Origin of the sequence: Sinorhizobium sojae CCBAU 05684 (assembly GCF_002288525.1) — a bacterium.
Taxonomy (GTDB): domain Bacteria; phylum Pseudomonadota; class Alphaproteobacteria; order Rhizobiales; family Rhizobiaceae; genus Sinorhizobium; species Sinorhizobium sojae.
The window spans coordinates 1,398,716-1,414,530 of the sequence record NZ_CP023068.1 but is presented as its reverse complement, the minus strand read 5'-3'; the positions used below and the strand labels follow the sequence as shown (position 1 = coordinate 1,414,530).

15 protein-coding genes and 1 pseudogene are annotated in these 15,815 nt (G+C 60.0%); 8 read left to right on the top strand and 8 right to left on the bottom strand.

Features of this window, described 5'->3' with window-relative positions; translation table 11 throughout:
* Nucleotides 1–72 precede the first annotated feature (72 nt).
* The 6 genes and pseudogenes from SJ05684_RS24225 to SJ05684_RS24200 all read right to left on the bottom strand — a co-directional run bounded on the left by SJ05684_RS24225 (nucleotide 73) and on the right by SJ05684_RS24200 (nucleotide 6,179).
* Nucleotides 73–513, bottom strand: coding sequence for an Lrp/AsnC family transcriptional regulator (locus SJ05684_RS24225; protein ID WP_034859554.1), 441 nt, complete (start codon nucleotides 511–513; stop codon nucleotides 73–75).
* A gap of 18 nt (nucleotides 514–531) precedes the next feature.
* Entirely contained in the window at nucleotides 532–1,317 is a 786-nt protein-coding gene (locus tag SJ05684_RS24220; protein ID WP_034859552.1) for a phosphotransferase, read from the bottom strand.
* An 85-nt stretch (nucleotides 1,318–1,402) separates the two neighbouring features.
* Nucleotides 1,403–2,296 carry a 4-hydroxy-tetrahydrodipicolinate synthase gene (gene dapA / locus SJ05684_RS24215; RefSeq protein ID WP_034859550.1) on the bottom strand — a complete coding sequence of 298 codons (894 nt, stop codon included), beginning with the start codon at nucleotides 2,294–2,296 and terminating at the stop codon, nucleotides 1,403–1,405.
* A gap of 50 nt (nucleotides 2,297–2,346) precedes the next feature.
* A complete protein-coding gene (locus tag SJ05684_RS24210; protein ID WP_085939167.1) occupies nucleotides 2,347–3,762 on the bottom strand; it encodes an aldehyde dehydrogenase family protein in 1,416 nt (471 codons plus the stop codon).
* Nucleotides 3,762–4,823 carry a homoserine dehydrogenase gene (locus SJ05684_RS24205; RefSeq protein ID WP_034859547.1) on the bottom strand — a complete coding sequence of 354 codons (1,062 nt, stop codon included), beginning with the start codon at nucleotides 4,821–4,823 and terminating at the stop codon, nucleotides 3,762–3,764. The genes SJ05684_RS24210 and SJ05684_RS24205 overlap by 1 nt, the downstream gene beginning before the upstream one ends.
* 367 nt (nucleotides 4,824–5,190) lie before the next feature.
* Nucleotides 5,191–6,179: pseudogene (locus SJ05684_RS24200) on the bottom strand (zinc-dependent alcohol dehydrogenase family protein).
* Nucleotides 6,180–6,280: 101 nt separating this feature from the next.
* Between SJ05684_RS24200 and SJ05684_RS24195 the strand changes: the two are divergent.
* A complete protein-coding gene (locus tag SJ05684_RS24195) occupies nucleotides 6,281–7,180 on the top strand; it encodes a LysR family transcriptional regulator (RefSeq protein ID WP_095694365.1) in 900 nt (299 codons plus the stop codon).
* 36 nt (nucleotides 7,181–7,216) lie between these two features.
* Here the strand turns inward: SJ05684_RS24195 and SJ05684_RS24190 are convergent, their stop codons facing one another.
* Complete coding sequence (locus tag SJ05684_RS24190; protein ID WP_034858391.1) at nucleotides 7,217–8,131, bottom strand: LysR family transcriptional regulator; 915 nt, start codon at nucleotides 8,129–8,131, stop codon at nucleotides 7,217–7,219.
* A 206-nt stretch (nucleotides 8,132–8,337) separates the two neighbouring features.
* On the opposite strand from SJ05684_RS24190, the gene SJ05684_RS24185 reads away from it, so the two are divergent.
* Nucleotides 8,338–9,627 (top strand): carboxymuconolactone decarboxylase family protein, encoded by a 1,290-nt coding sequence (locus SJ05684_RS24185; RefSeq protein ID WP_034858392.1) that lies wholly within the window; start codon nucleotides 8,338–8,340, stop codon nucleotides 9,625–9,627.
* Between the two features lie 315 nt (nucleotides 9,628–9,942).
* Here the strand turns inward: SJ05684_RS24185 and SJ05684_RS24180 are convergent, their stop codons facing one another.
* Entirely contained in the window at nucleotides 9,943–10,851 is a 909-nt protein-coding gene (locus SJ05684_RS24180; RefSeq protein WP_034858395.1) for a LysR family transcriptional regulator, read from the bottom strand.
* 277 nt (nucleotides 10,852–11,128) lie between these two features.
* On the opposite strand from SJ05684_RS24180, the gene SJ05684_RS24175 reads away from it, so the two are divergent.
* The 6 genes from SJ05684_RS24175 to SJ05684_RS31075 all read left to right on the top strand — a co-directional run bounded on the left by SJ05684_RS24175 (nucleotide 11,129) and on the right by SJ05684_RS31075 (nucleotide 15,736).
* Nucleotides 11,129–11,905 carry a 5-oxoprolinase subunit PxpA gene (locus tag SJ05684_RS24175; protein ID WP_034858397.1) on the top strand — a complete coding sequence of 259 codons (777 nt, stop codon included), beginning with the start codon at nucleotides 11,129–11,131 and terminating at the stop codon, nucleotides 11,903–11,905.
* A gap of 20 nt (nucleotides 11,906–11,925) precedes the next feature.
* Entirely contained in the window at nucleotides 11,926–12,168 is a 243-nt protein-coding gene (locus SJ05684_RS24170; protein WP_034858399.1) for an acetyl-CoA carboxylase, read from the top strand.
* On the top strand, nucleotides 12,165–13,550 hold the full coding sequence (locus SJ05684_RS24165) for an acetyl-CoA carboxylase biotin carboxylase subunit (RefSeq protein WP_034858401.1): 1,386 nt from the start codon (nucleotides 12,165–12,167) through the stop codon (nucleotides 13,548–13,550). Before SJ05684_RS24170 ends, SJ05684_RS24165 begins: the two co-directional genes overlap by 4 nt.
* Nucleotides 13,550–14,425 carry a 5-oxoprolinase subunit B family protein gene (locus SJ05684_RS24160; protein ID WP_034858402.1) on the top strand — a complete coding sequence of 292 codons (876 nt, stop codon included), beginning with the start codon at nucleotides 13,550–13,552 and terminating at the stop codon, nucleotides 14,423–14,425. The genes SJ05684_RS24165 and SJ05684_RS24160 overlap by 1 nt, the downstream gene beginning before the upstream one ends.
* Entirely contained in the window at nucleotides 14,415–15,386 is a 972-nt protein-coding gene (locus tag SJ05684_RS24155) for a 5-oxoprolinase subunit C family protein (RefSeq protein WP_034858405.1), read from the top strand. The genes SJ05684_RS24160 and SJ05684_RS24155 overlap by 11 nt, the downstream gene beginning before the upstream one ends.
* 158 nt (nucleotides 15,387–15,544) lie before the next feature.
* Entirely contained in the window at nucleotides 15,545–15,736 is a 192-nt protein-coding gene (locus SJ05684_RS31075; protein ID WP_193354435.1) for a hypothetical protein, read from the top strand.
* Nucleotides 15,737–15,815 lie beyond the last annotated feature (79 nt).

Sequence of the window (15,815 nt, the reverse complement as noted above, 5' to 3'; positions counted from 1 at the left end):
GCGATCGCTGATCTGAACGCGTCTCCTTTTGCGGTAAAGTCCAAACAGGATGTGCCTCTGTTTTGCGGCACTCTATTTCCGGATTACAGAGGAGAGAGCAAAGGCAGTTAGCGTATCGCGCACCCCCGGCATCTCGGCTATATGCTGCCAAATCTGCCGGATGCGGTCGGCCTCGGCAGACTCTACCCTGACGAGGAGATCGAAGTCGCCGGTCATAACGTCGCAAGCGACGACTTCCGGGATTTTCCGCAGCGCCTGGATGACGTCGCCGCCCCTCATGCGATCGTGCCGGTAGACGAAGATCAGTGCGGTCGTAACGTGTTGGCTACTCCCATCGCCGGTCACGATCGTATATCCTTTGATGAAGCCTTCTCGCTCCAGTCGTTCGATCCGCACTCGCACGGCGTTACGCGAAAGATTCACCTTCGCCGACAACTCCGCGTGCGAGATCCGGGCGTTGGCCTTCAATTCGACGAGTATCTGTTCGTCAGTTCGATCGAGAAGATATTTCATGGGGTTGCAGCCGGTCGATCAGCCTAGAATTTCGAGCGTTACTGACCGGTAAGCTACCACGGCGATTTCCGGTAGTAAGGTTCTTTCCTTCTGACTGGCAAATCGCCTCGATGTCGAAGCCATTATAAAACCCGCTAATGCTTCCTTTTCCGCGCCGCTCAGGCTTCGAACCTCTTCATAACCCTGCAGTACCGCCCGCGCCCGTTCCTTGTTCAGTTCTCCGTTGGATTCCCCCGCCCAACCGACAAGCACATCCGCAACCTCTGACAACAGCGCATCATCGTGCCGCAGCCTGAAGTTGATGACCCCGCTTACTTCCTCTCCGAGGAAAAAAACATTCTCTTGGACCAACGCGCCGTGAACAGCCCCAGCTGGAAGATCCCTTGATGTGCGCTTTTCCTTTCGTTCCAAGACAGTATGGATCTGAGCCATCACACGTCCCAGGCTTCGGCATTTTGCCGCGCCTGCAATGGTGGATGAGGAGCCCGGTACGAAGCTGACGACGGCAACCAATCGATCCGCGGCCCGGCACGTGGCGTGGCCCTCGACGGTGCGCAGCGGTTTGGGGCAGGGGACGCCCTCTCGATGGAGCGCCTCCATGGTTTCGAAGGCTCTTTCGAGATCTAAAGGCTGGGCCCCGTTCTCGAAGAGCGTAACGATGAATTCGCCTTCCTGGGCGCGAAACAGGTAGGTCGTCTCGCTGTCGCCGTCAGCGATCCCAATCACCGACGAGAGCGACGTAAAACCATAGGCTGCAGTGATCGATTGGCGATCTTCATCAGAGAGCTCGGTAAAAACAGCCATTCTTCTACCCTTATGAGGCTGATGAACTTAGCGACGTATGTGCGGTCAAGTCGACTTCAATTCCCTCGGTGCATGCGTTCAATTCTCATTCTCTACTCCCCTGATGCAGAATTCCGGCGTGGCGCATTGCAGCAGTGATTGCTTTCTGAACCGATGGGCTAACCTCAACGAGAGGAAGGCGCAAGTCGCCGCTGATTTTGCCGAGTTGAGCCAAAGCGAATTTAGCGCCGGCCGGACTGGTCTCGAGGAACAGTGCGTGGTGAAGGGGCATCAGTCGGTCCTGCAGAGCCAATGCGGCGGCGTAATCGCCGTTCAGGCATGCCTGCTGAAATTCTGCACACAGCCGGGGAGCGACGTTTGCGGTCACTGAGATACAGCCGTGACCTCCGTGGGCCGTACAAGCCAGGGCCGTCCCATCTTCGCCAGTTAGAAGATTGAACTCTTTGCCGCAGGTCATCCGCTCGAGCGACGGGCGCAAGAGATTGCCCGTCGCATCCTTGACACCCTTTACGTTCCGGCAATCGTTGAAAATGCGGGCGAGCGTTTCGACCTGAATATCGATCACACTCCGCCCTGGAATATTGTAGACGATGATCGGGAGCGAAGCTTCGGCATCGATCGCCTTGAAATGCTGATAAATCCCCTCTTGCGTGGGCTTGTTATAGTATGGGGAGACGATCAACAAACCATCTGCGCCAGCCTCTTGGGCGTGACGCACAAAGTCGATTGTTTCCTCGGTGCTGTTGGAGCCTGCCCCGGCAATAACGGGAACACGACCTTTGGCGGTCGCGATCGCGATCTCCACGACTTGCTTGTGCTCGGCATGGCTGAGGGTCGGGCTTTCCCCGGTGGTCCCGCATGGAACAAGGCCGGACGAGCCCTCGGCGATCTGCCACTCGATGAGGCTGCGAAGCGCAGCCTCATCGACCTTCCCATCAGCGAACCGCGTGACGAGCGCTGTGATGGATCCTTTGAACATCTTTGACTCCCGGAAGCACTGATGGGCTGAGCTGGAGGAAGCGGCGCCTGTCACCGCTTCAGCCGATTGATGCAGACGACCTTCGGCTGGGTCATGTCTTCATAGGCAAACCGAACGCCTTCACGTCCCATGCTGCCGTATTTGAAGCCGCCAAAGGGCATCGCGTCGAACCGATAGTCGGACGAGTCATTGATCATGATACCTCCGGCGTCGATTTGATTGGCGGCATCGAGAGCCTCCTCCAGATCATTGGTGAAGATACCAGCGTGGAGGCTGTATTCCGGGCTGTTTGCCAGCTGGACTGCCTCATCCAGTTCATCGAACGGCTGCAGGATGACAATCGGTGCAAAGACCTCCTCATTCCACACGTCGCACGTTGCTGGCACGTTCTCCAGCACTGTCGGGGGGTAGAGAGTGCCGGAGGGCCTGTGCCCGCAAAGGAGTGTAGCGCCAGCGGCGATTGCGCGCTCGACCATGGCAGCAGCTCGGCCAACCGCCTTTTCGGAAATCATCGGTCCCACGTCAGTATCTGCTTCCATCGGATTGCCGGTCTTGAGCCCGGCAGTCCGAGCGAGGAACTCCGCCTTGAAGCGCTCATAGATGGGCCGCTGGACCAAAATCCGCTGCGTGCCGATGCAGTTCTGGCCCGCCGCCCAGTAGGCACCCGACACGCACTCTTCAACCGCCGCGTCAAGATGGCTGTTTTCCATGACGATAACCGGTGCATTTCCGCCGAGATCCATCGCGAGCTTCTTGATGCCGGCACTCTTCGCGATGGCCTCGCCGGTCGAAAAACCACCCGTGAAGGAGATCATCCGGACGTCCCTGGCCGAAACGAGCGCTTCTCCCAGCTCCGCCCCGCCGATAGCTACCGTGATGACTTCATCCGGCAAACCGCTTTCGAGCAGCACGTCCACCAGCTTGATGGCCGACAGAGGCGTAAGCTCCGAAGGTTTCAGGAGTACCGCATTGCCGCCGGCGATCGCGGGGCCGAGCTTGTGGGCCACGAGATTGAGTGGGTCATTGTAAGGCGTTATTGCAGTGATGATGCCGAGCGGCTCCCGTGTGTACCAGCCTTGACGGGATTCCGAGCCGGCATAGGAATCAAAGGGGATCACCTCGCCAGCATTCCGCTTGGCTTCCTCCGCCGAGAGCTTCAAAGTATTGACACACCGCGTAGCCTCCTTGCGGGCCTGGGTGATTGTCTTCCCCGCTTCCCGCACGATCAGGAGTGCAAAATCCTCCTTTTGGGCTTCAACAGTCGCTGCCGCCTTTTCGAGAATTGCGGAGCGTCTATGACGGCGTAGGGACCGTGCGATCTGGGCACCACGATTGGCGCGCTCAAGCAGCAGGTTCACACTGTCGGCACCGGTCTCAGAGACTGTTCCGACAAAGCTGCCGTCGAAGGGATTGCTGATAATGATCTCGTCCACGGACGTCTTCTTGCTGAGGGCGAGGCTCTGCATCATGCGGCCTCCTTCGTAGCTGTGGCTCTCCGGGCGTTGTGGATGGCGACAATATCGGACAGCAGCGCATAAGCGGTCTCGATCCGGCCGGCGCCAGGGCCTGTGACGGTGACAGAGCCGAGCAGTTCGGTGTTAAGCGATACGGCATTGGTCGCGCCGTTTACACCAGCGAGTGGATGCTCGAAGGGAAGTTGCTTCGGGGAAACACTGCCTGTTACCGTCCCGTCTTCATTCCGAACCGCCGATCCGATTAACTTCCAACGGCTATTTACTGCTTTCGCGTTTTCGATATCGGAAGGAGAAAGGTTGGAGATCCCCGTGCACGTGACCTCTTCGGGCTTGAGGCTTGCCCCCAGCAGCTCGTTTGCCAGGATCACTACCTTGAGGCGAACGTCAAAACCTTCGACATCGGCGGTCGGATCGGCTTCCGCATAGCCGAGTATCTGAGCCTCCTTGACCGCAGTTGCGAAGTCAAGGCCGCGTTCCATACGGCCGAGGACAAAGTTCGAAGTACCGTTCAAGATGCCCTCGAAGCCCTTCATCTCCGCGCCGGCAAGCGTCTTTTCTGCCATACGGATGACAGGGGTGCCACTCATGACGGAGCCCTCATATTCGAAATGAACGCCGTGCGCCTTTGCAAGAGCCTTCAGTTCCTGCGCAGCGATCGCGACCGGCCCTTTGTTCGTGGTGACGACATGCTTGCCGGACTGCAGGGCCCAGCGGCAGTGCGAAACAGCCGGCTCGCCGTCCTTCGGGTTTGTAAACGTTGCTTCGACGATTATGTCAGCAGGCGCCGTCTTGATGATTGTTTCGTTATTGGCTTCCGCGCTGCCGCCAGAGAGCTGGCCAAAGCCGCCTTTCGTGAAGTTCGCTTCAACCAAGGTCTTGGCATCGAGCCCGTTCGGCGAAATAACGGCACCGAGATAGAGGTCGCTGACAGCGACGATGTTCAGACGGAAACCCAGGTCTCGTTCCCAGAGCGGGTTCTTCGTCGCGATGAGTTCGGCCAAAGCGCGATTGACGCCACCAAACCCGATAAGAGCAATGTTATAGATTGTCATTTGGATCCTCCGGTGAAGCATTGTGTTCCGCAATGATGAGATGCGGATCGCTCAGTCGGAACAGCACAAACAGACCAATCTACCGTGCGTTTTGCTCATTCCACCGCCGCCGTGGCTGGTGGGTAGGGGGTTGAGCCGAAGACGGCTACCGCTGTTCAACGCCCAGCGTGCGGACAGGCAGAACTCGGATCAATGAGGATCTGGCCGAGGAAGCATTATTGCTTTGTCTCCTTTTCGTACCCATTCCTGTCTTGCAAGACTCTGCGGGCGAATGGCTGCGATGGGTCGGTTGTTCGCACTGACCACCATCGCAGAAGAGTTTATCCGGCCGTCCAAGTCGACGTACTTCGGAGCGGATTTGCGTTGGTCAAACCGTCACAACGATCTTGCCGAATTGTTCATTGGATTCCAGAAAGCGATGCGCCTTGACAATCTGATCGAACGCAAAGGTCCTGGCGATGACCGGTTGGAGCGACCCCGATATCACCCCGTCGAGAATGAACGCCTTGGCGGGTTCCAGCCGGGCCGGATCGCCGATCACCTCGTGAACGAGGTAGCCGCGCAGCATCAGGCTCTTGCTGAGCACGGTGAACAGCGGAAAGGGCGTCTGCTCGGGGCTCAGGCCGCCATACTCGATGAGAATGCCGCCTGGCGACATGGCAGCGGTCAAAGGCTCGAAGATCGGTCCGCCGATCGGATCGAACACCACCCGAACGCCCTGTGGGCCGGCAATTTCCTTCAGGCGGGCTTCCAGGTCTTCCTCCGCGGAGGCGATGACATACGCCGCGCCGGCCTCCAGCAGCGCCTGCCTCTTGGCCGATGTCCGGGTGACTGCGATCGGTATCGCGCCAACCTTGTTGGCAATCTGGATCGCGGCCAGTCCGACGCTGCTTGACGCCGCGGTAATGACGACGAAATCCTGGCGGCCGAGCCCACCGATGTCGATCAGCCCGCCGTAGGCGGTGAGATACTGCATCCAGACGGCGGCCGCCCCCTCCCAACTAAGCGATGTCGGATGCTTGACGAGGAGCGCGGCGGGAAAGGTCGCGAGCTCGCCATACGACGGCCAGCGGATCATCGACCTCGCCGGCACCACGCTGACCGCATCGCCCGGCGCGAAGCCGTCCACGCCTTCGCCGACTTTTTCCACGACGCCCGCGGCTTCCAGGCCGAGGCTGGAAGGTAATTGCGCCGTTTCAATATAGTTGCCTGACCGTAGCAGGGCTTCGGCTCGGTTGAGGCCGAGCGCCTTGACCCGGATCCGAACCTCGCCCCGACCGGGCTCCGGAACATCCACATCTTCGATCCGCAGAACTTCCGGACCACCAAGCTCGTAAAGCGAACGACGCGCGTCATGGCTAAACACCAAAACAAGTGAACGGAATGAGCTATGACAGCAGTGTTTCAGCAGATAAATAGCGGACTAGTCAGCACAGTAGAAACCAAAGGTTTTGAATATGGATCGCCTGACAAGCATGGCCGTGTTCGTCAAGGCCGTCGATCTCGGCTCGTTCGCGGCGGCCGCAAGCGCGCTCGAGCTCTCCGGGCCAATGGTCGGCAAGCATATCCGGTTTCTGGAGGAGCGGCTCGGTGTGCGCCTCATTAACCGCACCACGCGGCGTCAAAGCCTGAGCGATTTTGGTCGCGCCTACTACGAGCGCTGCCGCGTCATTCTTGCCGAGGCGGAAGCTTCGGATGCGCTTGCGGCCGACCAGCTTTCCGAACCGCGCGGAAAACTGCGCGTCACCATGCCGGTCCATTTCGGCCGGCGCTGCGTCATGCCCGTACTGCTGCAACTCGCACGCCAGTATCCGGCACTGGAGCTTGACCTCTCCTTCAACGATCGCCTCACCGATCTTGCGGAAGATGGCTATGATCTCGCCATCCGCACGGGCACACTGGCGGACAGGGCCGGATTGATCGCGCGTCGTGTCGCGCGCCAGCCAATGATCGTTTGCGCCTCACCGGCTTACCTCGAAACCCATGGCCGGCCGAAGACGGTGGAGGAGTTGGCGCAGCACAAAGCAGTCGTCTATCGCCGATCCGGCCCTGTTCCGCCTTGGCTGTTCCCACAGCAGGGCCAAACGCCATTCGAAGTGCTTCCGCTCAACCGATTCCGCCTCGATGATCTCGATGCCATCGCCGATGCCGCGACATCCGAGGCGGGGCTTGCATGGCTTCCATACTGGCTGGTGAGGGAGCGGATCGAGACAGGCGCTCTTATCCGGCTTCTCCCCGATCAGGCACCGTTCCTTTATGATTGCCATGCTGTATGGCTGCAGACGCGGCATCTGCCGCTGAAGGTCCGCGTTGCCGTCGATGTTTTAGCCACGGAATTGCCCAGGTTCATGATTTGAAATGCAGGAGGGCCGCTCATGAGCACAAACGGTGCATCACGTTTGTTGCGCAATCTCCCGAACGACGCGTCGAAGCCATTGGTGGCCGGGATCCGCGTCATGACGTGCATGCCAAGCCTGGACAACCCGAAACGGCGGAATATCGATCGGGGGCGGAAAGAAGCGAAGCGGCAGCGGGCTGGGCAGTGACCCAAAAAGGCGGCGGGGTTCGGTGGCCACGAGGTTCGAGGATTCGACCAGAAGGGGCGCCATCAAGAAATGCCCAACGGTAACAGCGACCTTCCTCTTCAATCCGCGCTCCGCCAGGACGGCGTCGACATAGCCATGCGGATTACCTCTCGTCGACACCTGAAGATGTCGCAGGCATAGATAGCGGTCGAGGTCGAGGGGATCCGCAAGGTCTGGGTGGTCGCCTCGGCCAGCACAGACAAAATCCTCCTCGTAAAGCAGTTCCTCACACAGGTGAGACGGCGGCTCGGGAAAGTTGCCGGCAATGAGTTCGACTGATCCCTCCTCCAGCATCGGCAGGCCGACACTGTGGCTGGTGTTGCGGATCACGAGCGATATCTTCGGCGCTTCGCGTTCCATCCGTGCGGTCAATTGGGGCAAAAGCACGAAGGCCGCATAATCCGAGAGGCCAAGCACGAACTGTCGACCGCTCTCTTCTGGTTCGAAGATCCGGCCCCCGCGCAGAACACTTTCGACCTGCTCGAGGATTGAGCGGATGGCCGGAGCGGCGTCCAGTGCAGCCGGCGTCGGGACCATGCCGCGCGGCGAGCGGATGAAGAGAGGATCTCCGAACAGAGCACGCAGCCGGTTGAGCGCGTGGCTGACCGCTGGCTGAGTGAGACCTATCCGCTGTGCGGCGCGGGTGGCATGCCCTTCCGCTACCAGAGCGTCGAACACCACCAGAAGATTGAGATCAATGTTCGCGATATTTACCAGCTTCATGAGGGCGATACTAAATATGCATTGGATTTATTGCAAACGCCGGGCGATGCTTTGGCTGCATCTCAGCGATCGGGTGACGATCGCCTGTGCCGTCCCAAAAGGCACGAAATATCAAAATAGACCAAAGGATGCTCACATCGATGATCAAGACATGGAAAGTTGCCAGGCCTGATGGTGACCGTACCACAGATCGGGGCAGACGAACGATGATCCAAACAACCATGGGACTGATGACAGCGGCCGCTCTGGGCAATTCTGCGGCTGCTCAATCCAGCGAGGAACCAGGCGCTGATCGCCGCGCAAGGGGCCTCGAGGCGCTCAGGGCCGTTGGCGGCGGCGACGTCAGCCGGAACCTGGATCCGCTTTCTCCGGATCTTTCCACGCTACTTATCGAACATGCCTATGGCGACGTGATGGCGCGCCCAGGCCTGCCCCAGAAAACTCGCGAGCTCATCAATGTCGCTGTCATTACCACACTCGGCACGGCCCGCCCAGCTCTGCGCTTTCATATCGCCGGGATGCTGGAAACTGGTTGGAGCCCGCGCGAGGTTGTCGAAACCTTGCTCCACAGCGTCGTCTATGGCGGTTTTCCTTTCGCACTAGACGCAATGCTACTCGCCCGCGACGTGTTCGCCGAGCGCGGCGTCACCGTCGGAACGGGCACGGGGCGGCCGGACGGCGACGACTGGGTGCTCGGCGTCGAACAACTGCTCAAGACAGGCGGGGATGACGCCGGCGCCTTTGTCCGACGTGTGATTGAAGGCAGCGGCCCATCCCCGGATCTCGATCGGCTGACGGTAGAATTTGCGCATGGCGAAATCTGGAATCGGCCGGGGCTCGCGCTGAAGGATCGCGAACTGGCGACACTCGCCATGGTGATCGCCATCGGCAATCTCGACAGCAGGGTTCGCTTCCATGTCGAGGCATGTCTGCGCACGGGTTGGACACGTGCCGAAATCACCGAATTGCTGATCCAGATGCCGGTCTATATCGGTTGGCCGCAGGCATTGACGGCAGTAGCACCTGCGTTAGATGTCTTTGCGGAAGTGGAAGCGGGTGGCCTGGCTGCGCCGTCACTCACGGGCGAGGCTATCGCCACGCAACGCTCACAGTCGGAACCAGATGACGCACGCTTCAACAGAGGTGTCTCTGCAATGGCCGCAACCAGTCAGGTATCTGGCGAGGGCGTCGTCGATGCTTTCCGCGACATCGCGCCTGATCTCGGCCGCTATATCGTTGAGTTCGCCTATGGAGAGGTGTTCTCAAGGCTCGGCCTCGATCTCAAATCGCGGGAACTGGCCACAGTCGCCGCATTGACGGCGCGTGGAACAGCAGCGGATGAAACGCCGTTGAAGGTCCACGTCGAGGCGGCCTTGAACACCGGGGCGACAAAGCAAGAAGTGACAGAGGCGATTCTCCACATGCTTCCCTATGCTGGTTTCAGTCGTGTTCAGGCGGCGATGGCGGTGGCGACGCAAGTCTTTTCCGACCCGTAAACGAAGGCGGAGAACCGCGGAGAGCAGGGATACTTCCTTGCTTTCCCCAATGCTCGAGAAGCGCAGGCAGGCATTTTTGTAGTTCACTATGTCCGCTGATGGCACCAGCGTCGGAGTTCTGGACCGGGCCGGCGAGCGTCTGCATTGGGGTCGAAGGGAGCCGTTCTTCATAGGCCCCATGCACGGCTTGTTGCGAGGATGTGCACGTTTTGGGCTAAAAAGATCGCATAATGTATCGTCTGGAACGCTATTTCCAGAACACCGCTTCGGTGCCCCCGCGGCTTGAAAGCCGTCGAGGTGTGCAACCAAGGCAGATCAACCCCGCAGGTCAGGCAGATTGAAAGCCTGGCGGAAGTAGGATCGAAATGCAGTCATTGCCGGCGTGAATTCCACATCCTTGCGCCATGCAAGGCCCACGTCCATGGCCGGGACCGGATCGCGGACGTTGATCGTCTCGATGCGTCTGCCTTCCAGCGACCATGGCCGGTGCACCATGTCCGAGAGAATGGCGACGCCCTGGCCGTTGGCGACGAGCGAGCGCACGGCTTCCACCGACGACGTTCTGAGTGTGATCCGGGGCTGGTAGCCGCTGTGGCTCCAGTATTTCAATGATGAGTAGGCCGCCTCGTCGACGGTGAGCATGATATAGGGCTCCTCGGCAATCTCCTTGAGGCCGACGGAATCCAGCGCCAGCAGATGGTGTTGTGCCGGTACCCAGAGCCTGCGGATGGAACTGAGAACCTTCTCGGTAGTCAGCGACGGGTTGAGGATGTTGGACGTGAGCAAGACCGAAATGTCATAGCGGTTGCTCAGCAACCCTTCTTCGATCGACTCCCGGTTCAGTTCAAAGAGCTGAATCTCGAGCTTGGGAAAGAGCCGCCCCAACCGTTCGATATGCAGCGGCAGGAAATAGCCGATCACCGTATATGTCGCCGCCACCGCCAGCGTGCCCTCAACGTCGTTGCTGACGACCTGCATGCGCGCCGCCTCATCGACTTTTTTCAGGATATCGTAGGCATGCGACAGAAACTGCCGGCCAGCGCCTGTCAGGTCCATGCCATGGGGCGAACGCAGAAAAAGGGCGGCTCCGACGACCGCTTCAAGTTCCTTGATCGCCGTCGTCACCGCCGATTGCGAGATCGAGAGCTCCACCGCCGCCTGAGAAATCTGCCCCGTCTCGGCGGTTGCAATGAAGTAGCGTAGTTGTCTGAGGGTGAAAGACACCGTCGTAGACCTTTCTGAAATTCGAAGACGCCTCTTCTGAAAAACTGAAACACTGCCTTTTCGAGTGGCACTTTCTTGCCGCCGGCAAGGCAGTATTGTGCCAGAGCCTTGAATAAATGGGGAATTAACGTGGCTGCCAAATCAGCGACGAGTTCTGTTTTTTCGATATCGATGCACAGAAAATTGTATTTTTCAAATGCCGTTTTTACCCCTAGCTTTTTTGAGGGTTGAGAAAAAAGCGAACGACCCGGGACTGCCCGAAGAGAAGGATCCGGCATTGCGTGACGTGGTGGACATCAATTGCGATATGGGCGAAGCCTTTGGGCGCTGGCGGATCGGTGATGCCGATGATGGAACACTGATGCCCCTAATCAGTTCGGCTAACATCGCCTGCGGTTTCCATGCGGCAGATCCGAACCTGATGGACGACACCGTGCGCCTTGCCGCTGATCACGGCGTCGCGATCGGCGCCCATCCTGGCTTCAACGATCTGCAGGGCTTTGGACGGCGCAAGATCGCGGGCACGGCTAAGGAACTCGTCAATGACGTCGTCTACCAGGTCGGAGCCCTGAAGGAGTTCGCCCGACGCCACGGAGCGCGTCTCCAGCATGTGAAACCGCACGGCGCGCTCTACATGGAGATGGCCGCCAATCCGGAGCTCTCGCAGATCTTCGTGCAGTACATGCGCAAGGCGGAACCTGACGCCCTCATCTTCTGCATGGACATCTCGGCTACTTATACGGCCGCCGTGGAGGCCGGGCATCGCGCGGCTCGCGAATTCTATGCGGACCGCGATTACGACGAGAGCGGCTCGATCGTGTTTACCCGGGATGCCGGTCGGCCGGATCCGGCAGTGATCGCCCGCAAGGTCCTGCGTGCCTGCACGGAGGGCAAGGTGAGGGCGGTGACCGGCAAGGACATCGACATTTCCTTCGAAACCATCTGTTTTCATTCCGACACGCCGGGGGCGCTCCATATTGTCCGCCACATGCGCGAGGCGCTGACGGCGGAAGGCATCCGCATCGCGCCCGTGTCGGATATCGCCAGCCGCTGACCTACCAACCGGAGAGTGACATGAGCAAAACGGAAATCCGATCCCCCCTTCCAGGAACCTTCTACCGCTCTCCGGCCCCCGACGTGCCCCCCTTCAAGGCGGATGGCGACAGCGTCGCCGCTCCTGACACGATCGGTATTATCGAGGTGATGAAGACATTCCAGGAACTGTCGGCCGGTGTAGAGGGCAAGGCAATCCGCTTTCTGGTCGACAACGAAGAACCGGTCATGGCCGGACAGGTGATTGCCGAGGTCGAGGCATGACGATCCGATCGCTCCTCATAGCCAACCGCGGCGAGATTGCGGTCCGCATCATCAAGGCGGCCAAGGCGCTCGGCATCCGCACCGTACAGATTTACAGCGCCGCGGATGTCGACATGCTGGCCGTGAAGCTTGCGGACGAAGCGGTCGAGGTCGGACCGCCGGCTGCCAGGAAGTCTTACCTCAACATCGAGGCGGTCGTGGCGGCGGCGAAGGCGGCGGGCGTCGATGCCGTTCATCCGGGCTACGGTTTCCTTTCGGAAAATGCGAATTTCGCGGACGCGGTCGAAGCCGCAGGCCTGACCTTCATCGGGCCGAAAGGGGATGCGATCCGGCTCCTAGGCGACAAGGTGGCGGCCCGCGAAGTTGCCGCTCGTGCCGGTGTCCCGACAGTGCCGGGCAGTGCCGGGCGGATCGACGGCCTTGAAGAGGCGACTGCCGTTGCCGAGAGGACCGGCTATCCGGTGATGATCAAGGCGGCCGCAGGCGGCGGCGGACGCGGCATTCGCGTCGCGAACAACCGGGCCGACCTAGAGCGGCATTTCCCCCAGGCGTCGGCCGAGGCGCTCGCTGCCTTCGGCGATGGCGGACTCTATCTTGAAAAGGTCATCACCCGCGCCCGCCATGTTGAAGTGCAGATTCTCGGCGATGGAGAGAATTTCATCCACTGCTACGAGCGTGAATGCTCGCTCCAACGCCGCCGGCAGAAGGTCTGGGAGGAGGCACCGTCATTCTTGCTGCCACAGGATGCACGCGAAAAGCTCTGCGCAAGTGCCGTGGCGCTCGCGAGGGAAGTCTCCTATCGGGGCGCAGGCACGGTCGAATATCTGTATGACGACGAGACTGGCGAATTCTACTTCATCGAGGTCAATACCCGCATCCAAGTCGAGCATCCCGTCACGGAGATGATCACCGGTATAGACCTCGTCGCCGAAATGATCAGGATCGCCGGCGGCGCCAAGCTCTCGATCGCACAGGAGCGGGTGAAGATCGCCGGCCACGCGGTCGAATGCCGGATCAATGTCGAGGACCCGGTCCGCGGCTTTCTGCCGACCCCCGGCAGGATCGATCGGTTGGTGGTGCCAGCAGGCGAAGGTGTCCGCTTCGACACCATGCTCTACGAAGGCTATGCGATCCCGCCTTTCTATGACTCGCTCGTCGGCAAGCTGATCGTGCATGCCGAGAACCGGGACGCATGTCTTGACCGGCTTGCCCGGGCGCTCGCCGACCTCACGATCGTCGGCCCGCCGACCACGGTCGGCTTGCATCAGGCACTCGCAGGTGATCCCGCTGTCAAGGGCGGGGCCTTCCATACCCGCTTCCTGGAGCAGTGGCTTGAGACCGAATTTGCCGGAGAGACCGGCAGGACCGCGGAGGTTGCCTGATGACGACCCGATACAGCTTCGGAGGGGATGAGCACCTCTTCGTCGAGTGCAGCGAGGAAATGTCGCTCGAAGCATTCTTCAAGAGCCTGTCCATGGTGAACGGCGTTCGCGAGAGCGGCATCAGGGGCGTGACCGAGATTTGTCCGGCAAACGCTTCCTTCCAGATCAAGTTCGATCCCGACATCATCCACCCGGATGATCTCCAGAAGGAAGTGCGGGCCATCGAGGGCGCCGCGGAAAAGGCCGAGCCGGTCATCAAGACGCGTATTGTCGAGATTCCGGTCTTCTACAACGATCCCTGGACCCACGAGACGCTGATGCGCTTTCGCGAGCGTCATCAGGATCCAAACGGCACCGACCTCGAGTACGCCGCTCGCATCAACAGTTACGCCTCGGTCAAGGAGTTCATTGCCGCCCATTCCGGCTCGCCCTGGTTCGTCTCCATGGTCGGCTTCGTCGCGGGCCTGCCCTTCATGTACCAGATGGTCGAGCGCCGGCGGCAGATCGAGGTGCCGAAATACTTGAGGCCGCGAACCGATACGCCGCGCCTGACCATCGGCCATGGCGGCTGCTTCGGCTGCATCTATTCGGTGCGCGGCGCCGGTGGCTACCAGATGTTCGGCATCACTCCCATGCCGATCTTCGATCCTACCCAGACGACCAGCTACCTCAGCGACTTCATGGTGTTCTTCCGGCCCGGCGACATCGTGAAGTTCAAGTCCATAGACCGTGAGGCCTATGACCAGGCGGTCGAGGATGTCGACCATGGCCGCTTTGCGCCGCCGATCCGCGAGGTGAGCTTCGACCTTGCCGAGTTCCACAAGGACATCGATGGCTATAACGCCAAGCTGGAGGGCATGCTTTATGGCCATTAAGGTGCTTCATCACGGCCTCGCGACCACCGTCCAGGATCTCGGCCGGCCCGGGTATTTCCATCTCGGCATTCCGGTCGGCGGCGCGATGGACCGCTACGCCATGCGATCGGCCAATCTCCTCGTAGGCAATGACGAAGGCGCCGCGGGTCTCGAAGCGGTCTTCCTTGGCCCCAAACTCGAGTTTGCCGCGGACGCGCTCGTTGCGGTGACCGGTGCCGACATGCCGGCAAAGGTCGATGGAGTCCTCCAGCCCGGCTGGACGGCCTTCAAGGTCGAGGCAGGACAGGTTTTGAGCTTCGACTTCCTCAAATCCGGCGCCCGCATCTGCATCGCCGTTTCCGGCGGCATCGACGTGCCGGTGGCGCTTGGCTCCCGCTCGACCTATCCGATTGGCGCTCTGGGCGGCTTCAAGGGACGGCCGATCGCGGCCGGAGACGTGCTCCCCGTTGGGGAAGGAAGCCTTGCCAGCGAAGGCCGGACCGTGGCCGAAGAGCTTCGCCGCAAGCCTGGTACGCCTGCCGAACTGAGAGTACTTCCGGGTCTTTATTGGCATAGGCTTACGGAGGAAGCCCAGGAGAACTTTTTCGCCGACGAATGGAGAGTCGCGTCCGAGGCCGACCGCATGGGCTATCGCTTTCGAGGCGGGCGCAAGCTCGAGTTTGTCGAGCGCCAACAGCCCTTCGGCGCGGGCTCCGATCCGTCGAACATCGTCGATAGCTGCTACCCTTATGGCTCCATCCAGGTGCCGGGCGGGACCGAGCCGATCATCCTGCACCGGGACGCAGTTTCGGGCGGCGGCTATTTCATGGTCGGCACGGTGATCTCCGCCGACATGGACCTGATCGGACAATTGCAGCCGCATACGCCTACCCGGTTCGTGAAGGTGACGATGGAGGAGGCGCTGGCCGCCCGCGCCGAATGGGCAGCCCTCCTCGAAATACTGCGACGAAGCCTGAACTGACAGTAGTTCCAACCCGAACAGAGGGAACAACAATATGACGATGCTTGCGAAACATGGTTTCGCCACGGCGGCGCTTGCGCTCGTCGCGGCAATTCGGTATCCGCCGCCACTTGGTATCCTATGACGTCGCCGACCGGGCCAAGGACATCGGCGTCAAGATGAACCTGGTCGACACCGGCGGCTATCCAGAGCTTACCAAGCAGATCAGCCAAATCGAGGACTGCGTGACCAGCGGCGCTGAGCTTGTCGTGATCGGCGCAATCTCCTCGACGGTCTCAACAGACGTTTGCCGAAAATGGTGCGGCAATCAGGAAAATGTGCGCTTCCTAATAAAAGTTGAGTCGCTGTAAACCAATCAGGATATGCGCCGTCGCGCTATATTCTGCACCGGCCAATAAAACAAGTAAAAATTTCCACGCGGCATCCGAA